The sequence below is a fragment of the Chroococcidiopsis sp. genome, from assembly GCF_051657925.1.
In the GTDB taxonomy this organism is placed as follows: domain Bacteria; phylum Cyanobacteriota; class Cyanobacteriia; order Cyanobacteriales; family Chroococcidiopsidaceae; genus Chroococcidiopsis.
This window is the reverse complement of record NZ_JBOFLP010000080.1, coordinates 1-8,010: the sequence shown is the minus strand read 5'-3', so window position 1 is coordinate 8,010 and position 8,010 is coordinate 1. Positions and strand designations below refer to the sequence as shown.

The 8,010-nt window shown below is 44.2% G+C and carries 7 protein-coding genes and 2 pseudogenes; 8 read left to right on the top strand and 1 reads right to left on the bottom strand.

Translation table 11 applies throughout. The features are described 5' to 3' along the window. From ACRC32_RS06240 to ACRC32_RS06215, 6 genes are all read left to right on the top strand, one after another. A partial coding sequence (locus ACRC32_RS06240; RefSeq protein ID WP_438553175.1) for a sigma-70 family RNA polymerase sigma factor occupies positions 1 to 497 on the top strand: 497 nt, incomplete at its 5' end. Between the two features lie 22 nt (positions 498 to 519). Then, complete coding sequence (locus ACRC32_RS06235; protein WP_438553174.1) at positions 520 to 1,467, top strand: DUF1822 family protein; 948 nt, start codon at positions 520 to 522, stop codon at positions 1,465 to 1,467. A 20-nt stretch (positions 1,468 to 1,487) separates the two neighbouring features. Beyond that, a complete protein-coding gene (locus ACRC32_RS06230) occupies positions 1,488 to 3,830 on the top strand; it encodes a CHASE2 domain-containing protein (RefSeq protein ID WP_438553173.1) in 2,343 nt (780 codons plus the stop codon). 28 nt (positions 3,831 to 3,858) lie between these two features. Next, positions 3,859 to 4,668 (top strand): DUF928 domain-containing protein, encoded by an 810-nt coding sequence (locus ACRC32_RS06225; protein WP_438553172.1) that lies wholly within the window; start codon positions 3,859 to 3,861, stop codon positions 4,666 to 4,668. A 619-nt stretch (positions 4,669 to 5,287) separates the two neighbouring features. Beyond that, entirely contained in the window at positions 5,288 to 5,542 is a 255-nt protein-coding gene (locus ACRC32_RS06220; protein ID WP_438553171.1) for a DUF4278 domain-containing protein, read from the top strand. A 577-nt stretch (positions 5,543 to 6,119) separates the two neighbouring features. Then, complete coding sequence (locus tag ACRC32_RS06215; RefSeq protein ID WP_438553170.1) at positions 6,120 to 6,404, top strand: hypothetical protein; 285 nt, start codon at positions 6,120 to 6,122, stop codon at positions 6,402 to 6,404. Positions 6,405 to 6,526: 122 nt separating this feature from the next. On the opposite strand, the gene ACRC32_RS06210 is transcribed toward ACRC32_RS06215, so the two are convergent. Beyond that, on the bottom strand, positions 6,527 to 6,658 hold the full coding sequence (locus ACRC32_RS06210; RefSeq protein ID WP_438553169.1) for a hypothetical protein: 132 nt from the start codon (positions 6,656 to 6,658) through the stop codon (positions 6,527 to 6,529). A 145-nt stretch (positions 6,659 to 6,803) separates the two neighbouring features. Between ACRC32_RS06210 and ACRC32_RS06205 the strand changes: the two are divergent. Continuing rightward, positions 6,804 to 7,425: pseudogene (locus ACRC32_RS06205) on the top strand (IS6 family transposase); the annotation flags it as partial. Positions 7,426 to 7,707: 282 nt separating this feature from the next. Continuing rightward, positions 7,708 to 7,872: pseudogene (locus ACRC32_RS06200) on the top strand (NAD(P)-binding protein); the annotation flags it as partial. Positions 7,873 to 8,010: the final 138 nt, after the last annotated feature.

The window sequence follows — 8,010 nt, the reverse complement described above, 5'->3', positions numbered from 1 at the left end:
GCGGCAATTTCTCATCTCACTATGAAGAGATTTATCAGGAGGCAAAACAAGACCTATTGTTATATATTTGCGAAAATATCGATAAGTACGATCCAAAACGTGGAGATGTAATGACATGGTGTAATTTTCTGCTCCAACGACGATTCTTTCCAGAAGCAATTCCCAAAGTATTGGATAGCCGCAATATTCAGAGGGCATCTTTATCTGAATTAGATAGTCTTGCTTCACCGGAGGAAACTCCAGACTTAAAAGAAATTATCAATAGCTGTATAGAATCAGATCCAGAAAATTCATATAGAAAAACTTACATCGAAAATTATCCAGAAGCTAATTTCTCAGCTCTATTAAAACTACGACTTGAATCAAAGTCTTGGCAGGAAATTTCCGACAGTTTTGGCATAAAAATTTCCACTCTCAGCAGTTTTTATCAGCGCTGTTTAACCAAGTTCGCCCCAAAAATCCAAGAGCATCTTCGAGAAAATCTCGAAGATATTTAATCTCTACCACAGCAGCATAGCCATGACGAAAGAATTATTAGTAGTTTCAACTTTCAATGTTCCTCTAAGTATAAAAGCATACCAGATAGCGGAACAGTTTTGGCAACAACATCGCGATCGCGCCAAAGCGAAACAAGTTTACCTCAATACTCTAGCAGTATCTGCCGTTGATTTCTACCTGCGTTGCCTGGGAATAAAGACGGATTGGGCAGCTAGTTGTAGTCGCAACCTAGTGTTTCAAGCATTAATGGATGTTGCCGATCTAGAAATTCCTCACTTGGGTAAGCTGGAGTGTCGTCCGGTGCTGCCTCAAGCAGATGTTATCTACATTCCGCCAGAGGTTTGGTCAGAGCGGATTGGCTACGTAGCCGTACAGCTTGACGATTCGCTACAAGAAGCCACATTGCTGGGATTTACTACCACAGTACCAGAAAGTGGCGAAGTGGAGATCGCGCAGTTGCAGGCGATCGCCGATTTACCAGCACACTTACAGCAGATCGGGCAAGCAAAACAAAGTCAATTACAGGTACTCGGTCAATGGTTTGAGAAACAGTTTGAAAACGGTTGGCAGTCTTTAGAAACACTATTAGCTACAGATCGTCAAACTCTAGCCTTGAGACACGATCGTACCTCCCACTTATCTGAAAATAGTGTCAAAGGAGTCAAGCTGCTCGATCTGGGTCTACAAATCGGCAACCAATTCCTAGCGTTACTGATTACAATCGCGCCAGAAAGCGATGGGCAAGTCGGTATTATGGTACAAGTACATCCAACGGGCAAAGAAAATTATCTGCCACTAGATCTTGGTTTAGCTTTACTGAGTGAATCTGGAGTCACGCTGCAATCAGTGCAACCTCGCGATCGCGATAACTACATTCAGCTAAAACGGTTTCGGGGCAGATCGGGAGAATGTTTTAAAATTCAAGTAGCTTGCAGTGAGATCGTCGTGACCGAAAACTTTATCATCTAAATCGCTGGTTGTCAGAGGTAATGAGTAAGTTAGTCGTCTTAAGCTTGGGCAATGGTGACTTACATCACGGTTTTTCCACCGTCACAGCAAAGCTTAGGGAAGAAGGCGATGCTCATCATAAGCAGTTTTGTGGTAGTTTACCAGCAGCGCCAGAGATTATAGAACTCTATAGAAATTGGCGGTTGGTGTACTTAGCACTTTGTCAACGTTTAGAGTTAAATTCTCGAATCGAAATCGAAGCTGGAGGTATAACTAACGTTTCCGAAATTGAGTTTAGAGATTTATGCCAGCAATTACCAGGTAAAATTAATAGCTGGCTAAACTTTGAGCCTTTTCGTCATATCGAGCGGCAATTACGCACGCAATTAGACCCAGCCGAAGAAATTCGCGTCATTATTGAAACTAACGATCGCTTACTACAACAACTGCCTTGGCATTTATGGCAATTCTGTGAAGACTACCCGAAAGCAGAAATCGCTCTAAGTGGTTTAGAGTACAAACGAAAAAAGAGGGTGTCGACAAAAATATCCAAAGCTAAAGTCAGAATTTTAGCAATTTTTGGCAATAGCAAAGGAATCGATCTAGAGCCAGATCGGCTGATTTTAAAGCAGTTATCCGAACTGGCAGAGATCGAGTTTTTAGTAGAGCCGCCCCTAGAAGATTTACACGATTGTTTAAGGCAGAACTGGGATATTCTCTTTTTTGCGGGTCATAGTTCTAGTCAAGCACAAGGCTCGATCCAGCTAAATCAGACAGATAGCTTAACGCTCGATCGATTAAAATATGCCCTCAGAAAAGCGATTGGAAATGGTTTGAAACTAGCAATTTTCAACTCCTGCGATGGTTTAGGCTTGGCGCGATCGCTAGCAGAGCTGGATATTCCTCAAGTCATTGTCATGCGGGAACCGATCGCGGATGCAGTGGCTCATGAGTTTCTCAAGTATTTTCTCTCGGCTTTTGCGGGGGGGCAAACACTGTATACTGCCGTGCGAGAGGCAAGAGAAAGACTAGAAAAATTAGAGAGCAAATATCCTTGTGCGACTTGGCTACCTACGATCTATCAAAATCAAGCCGAACCACTGACGGCTTGGAGAGATTGGTGCGCTCCACAGGAAGTTAGTTCTGTGGTTGAGAGCGATCGAGCGATTGGCGCGATCGCGCATAAATTAGGAAGAGTACTCTTGACAAGTGTAGCGATCGCCGGTTTGGTGGTAGGAGCCCGGCAATTAGGTATACTACAAACCTGGGAGTTACAAGCTTTCGATCTGGGTTTGCGTCTGCGATCGCGTGAAGCACCAGATCCGCGCCTCCTGATCGTGAAAGTCACCGAAGCAGACGTGCACAAACAAAAGCTAAACGAGAAGCGAAGTCTATCAGATGCCGCACTCGCACGGCTGCTAGAAAAACTCCGACCGCACCAGCCGCAAGTTATCGGATTAGATATCTACCGCGATTTTCCAGTCAACCCCAACCAGGCAAAACTAGCCAATTATTTACAGGACGATCGCTTCATTGCTATATGCGAAGTTGAGCGGGCAAAAGAAGATTATCCAGGGATTAGTTCTCCGCCGGAGATCCCAAAAAACCGCCTCGGCTTTAGCGATCTCCCAGTCGATAGCGATCGGGTCATTCGTCGCCAGCTACTATTTATGGATATCAATCCTAAGTCTGCTTGTGTAACGAACGAATCTTTCAGTTTCCGAGTCGCACGACTTTATTTAGGTACTAAAGGTATTCAACCTCAACGAAATTCGCAACAAAACTGGCAGTTAGGCAGTGTCATCTTGCCGCAACTCGAACCTAGCACTGGCGGCTACCATCAGTTGGATGCACTAGGCTACCAAATCTTACTCAATTACCGTGCCACCGATCCAGTTGCCCAGCAAGTTACTCTCTCCGAAATCCTCAGCGGTTCGCTTGATGCAGAACTACCATTACTAGTTAAGGATCGGATCGTTCTCATTGGTACTACAGCCGAAAGTTTTAAAGATTATCATCCCACGCCTTCCTACAGTACCACTAGCGAGTCTAGGGAATTGCCTGGAGTCGCGATCCACGCTCACATGGTGAGTCAAATTCTGAGTGCGGTTTTGGACGATCGCCCCTTGCTGTGGTGGTTGCCATCCTGGGGTGAAAATCTTTGGATTTGGGGCTGGGCGCTGGTGGGAAGCGTGCTGGGCTGGCGATGGCGATCGCCCTTACAGCTAGGGTTAGTAACCGCTACTGCCCTTGGTATTCTGTCTGGACTTTGTTTTGTACTTTTGCTCAAAGGAGGCTGGCTGCCGCTGATTCCGGCTGCAATCGCCGGAGCGATCGCAACTGTAGTAACTTATAAAGTTACCCAACCCGAACGCAAGTCTTAGTCTTAAATTATCGTGCATTGAAACCGTCATGCTGAAGTTACCTCAACTACCAATCGCGATCGCAATTGCCGTTACTTGGGAATTTGCTAGTTACTCAAGTTACCCCAGGCAAGTTTTAGCACAGCCTGATAGACTAACAAACAACGTTTCTACATTGAAGCGAGCGAAGCAGCAAGAACCCGACTTTTCTGGTTACGGCAGACCAGGGCGCAGAACTGGAGGAGGAAGTCGCAGTCCATGCCCACCTATCGATCCGCCGCTAACTGCCTTGATCCCCGAAACTAATTTAGGCAAAACAGTTGCCGAGCGTCCGAGTTTTTGGTTTTTTGTGCCTTATTCTCCCCGACAAGCACCATCTGGAGAATTTGTGTTGCAGTCAGAACAGGGGAATGACGTTTATCGGACTTCTGTAACGTTGCCTCAAACGCCAGGGATTGTTAGTCTGAGCATCCCGTCACCAGTCACACCTCTAGAAATTAGCAAGTCGTATCGCTGGTACTTCAAGCTTTATTGCGAACCGCAGCAAGGATCTACTCCGATTTTTGTTGAAGGGTGGTTACAGCGGGTAGCACTGACTCCTACACTCAAGAGTCAGTTACTTGCAGCGAAAGCACGGGATTATGCTGTTTATGCCAGCAACGGCATTTGGTACGATGCTTTAACTCATCTAGCCCAACTGCGCCGTACCAATGGGGCGAATACCAAACTTGATGACGAGTGGGCTGGCTTATTAAATGCCAAAGGTGTTGGTTTAGAACAACTTCGGCAACAGCCAATAGTTGGTAGTGCTGAATTGTTATACGAAGTCAGAAGTCAAAAGTCACCGAAGCGATTTTAGATTTGGATTTTGGATTTTGGATTAAATGAAAATCTGAAATCGCGCAATAAATGGTTTACTACCTCTCCATTTATGGAGAAAAAAAGAGAAAATTAGTTATTAAAGCGGATTCTTTATAAGAGAGGTCAATCCAAAATCGCAAATCCAAAATCCAAAATTGCTTGACAAGGTTACGAGCATTTTATGTTGTAACTCACTGGTTATTTATTTTCGTCGTGTTGCTGAATTAGAGGATGAAATGTCATTCTAAGCGACATGAAGTGAAGCGAAGAATCTTGGTAGTTTCATTCCGCATTGCTGCATTCAGCATGACCAACTAAGTTCATACTTCTATTCAGCAATGCCTTATTTCTGCCGTATTGCACCTGGGTTTATCTGTAAAATCAAATTGTAAAGAAATTTTACGAGAACCTCCGTATCGCATAAAAATACACACATCAGCTTGATATATATACGAGGACTCAAAATTATGGCAATCGCCCAGTAAAGTGTGGGAGAAACAGCAGGCTCTCGCCAAGTTTGAGATTCTGAGTCGGGTCTGCACCCCCACATAGCAATAGTACTCGTCACCTGATAAGAATAGCAGTTCGCGCTCACGCATACATTTAAAAGGTGAAATATGAAACTCACATATCGTGGCATGACATACGAGCGTCATCCTTCTAAAGCTTCCGATCGCCCATTCGTTCAAGTTCGCGAACCTGGAGCAGCTTATAACCTCAGTTATCGTGGCGTGACCTATCGCATCGATCCTCAAACCAAAGCTACCCAAGTACCTACAACACTAGTAGGTCATAAATTGATTTATCGGGGCATTACCTATTATAAGTTGATTTATCAGGGCATCATCCTTCACGTCAATAGAAATATTTGAGGAGTCACCGTACTCGCTTAACCAGTAGCTTCTGATACAAACCTCAGTTAAAACACTCACATTGTTTCTCGTAACTCTGTTTAGGAATAGTCAGTAAATCAGGCAAGGGAAATGAATTACAACTCAACTCCACCAGCTCTTGTGAGCGATCGAGAACTTGTAGCTACTGAATCCTCCTCTCCTTGGGGCGAGTCCATCACACGATCGATTAGGTCAACGACTTGCCCAAATACGAGAACAAAAGCTTTATCGCTCTACACACGGAAACAGGTTCGATCTTTACTGCCAAGAGGTATTAGAATTTAGTCGCCATCACACCGATAATTTGATTCAATTTGCCACTTTGACAAACAATTTGCCAAAAATGAGAACGATTCATTCTCAAAATCAGCAAACATGGGCTGTTAGGAAATTTCCCTCAAATACTAACGACAGTCAAAAAAAAGAAATACTTCCAATTATTGTTTGATTGGAGCTAGCAGCTAGGTTCAATTAGGGTACGTCAACTCGTTAAGAATGGTTAGAAAATAGTAGCAATAGTAAGGAGAAAAATGTGAGACTTTATCGAACGATCGCAATGGCTATGCTCATAACGATGGGACTCACTGGTCAGAGCGTTCTGGCAGATAACAAGAGAGCAATTCCCATCGTTGGTTTATGGGAAGGTATCGATCTTGATGATGGCGCGAACCATTTGCGTTCAATTAGGCATAACGAAGATGGGACGTTCAGTTTGACTGGGAATTCTACTTATTTCACGTTGTGCGGCGGTACCGACCGCGACCTCATCATCGGTACAGGAGTCTTTGAGAACGAAGTTCTTAAGGCTAAGTCATCACTTACATGCTTTAACAATGGTTGAACCGTAGAGGGTCTTGAGTCGAACTACGTACTAGATAGGAAAAATGGTACTCTCACAGAGCTAAGGAGCTGGGGAGTGACACCGCCGATCGTTTTCCACCTCACCAGCCCTCAACCTGAGTACTAAATGGGAAAACAGGCTGCTGGGTTGTGTTGTAAAAGCGGTTGGACTCCCGATAGAGATAGTACTTGACCTTCTGTTTCCTCTCCATCGCCATCCAGCTCATGAACCAAAGGTACACCTTCAAGTAGCATCAGTTCCAGTCTGACATCATCTTACTGTGCGTCAGGTGATACTTGCGATATTTCTTAAGTTAGCGCAACCCGCTTCTTAGGGTTGTGTTGCAAAAAGCGGTGTTAAGCAGGTAGTATATTTTCTCGCTCAGAGTTAAATACTACAGATCGTTCAACTATCTACAGATGGGTGATGCGCTACGTGCCAAAATTAGAAAAACGCACTCGCCCTCATCTGAGTTCCCCGAATGATTCGTGGGGAGTCGATGAAACCTATATCAAGGTTAAAGATAAGTGGAAATATTTGTATCGGGCGGTCGATTCGGCTGGCAACACAATTGATTTCATGTTGAGTGCGCGTGTGAGATAGACGTGCAGCAAAACGTTTTTTTCGCAAAGCACTAAAGATGGCTCATACTCACTCGCCACGAGTAATCAACGTCGATACGGTTGATAAAGGGCGCGGGTGTCCCGCGCCCTTTATCAACCTCAAAAATGCAGCTTATCCTATTACTATTAAAGAGTTGAAAGCAGGAGCGATACTACCTTAAGCTTGTGAGTTACGACAAAACAAAGATCTAAATAATCTAGTTAAACAAGACCATAGGTTTATTAAGAAATTAGTTAATCCAGATCTCGGTTTTAAGTCATTTCATCCCGCTAGAAGAACGCCAATTGGGTACGAAACTATGAATTCTATTAGAAAAGGTCAGCTCGTAGAATTGTCCAAGGGAGACATTTTAGATCGAGTGAAATTTATCGCTCAAATCTTTGGAGTGGCTACCTAAATTTAACTGCTTCACTGGAAGAGTCAGTTCTCAAAAACTTTTTGCATCACAACCGCTAAAAGAGCTATTTTTTCAGACAAATTGTAACTAGTTATTTTTCAAACGGTTTAATTTGACAATACCGCGACAGAACCAATACCACTACTAAAACGGAATAAATTTATGCTCGATAAGCCTTATGACCGTCGTCGTTTTCTTCAAAATGCCGCTGTGTTCTCTACTGGTTTAGTCGCCTCACTAACTCATGCTCGTTTTGCGAGTGCTGGATCTAGAAAACATGGAATGGCTTGGTATGACTATATTGTGATTGGTGCTGGCTCGGCGGGCAGTGTCGTTGCCAACCGTCTTACAGAAGACCCTAATACGAGAGTATTGCTGCTCGAAGCGGGCGGTCCTGATACCAAGCCAGAAATTCAAGTTCCCTCAGCGTGGCCTACACTCTTAGGTGAATGGCACTAAGATAAGTTGAAAAGCTTAGCTGATAAGCATTGCAGTCTTCTGTGTTTTGCTGCGGTGAGTGAACGGGTCACGCCAGAGCAGACAATCAGGTGCTGATTATAGGTGCAGTCATGATGCAGAAGTGAG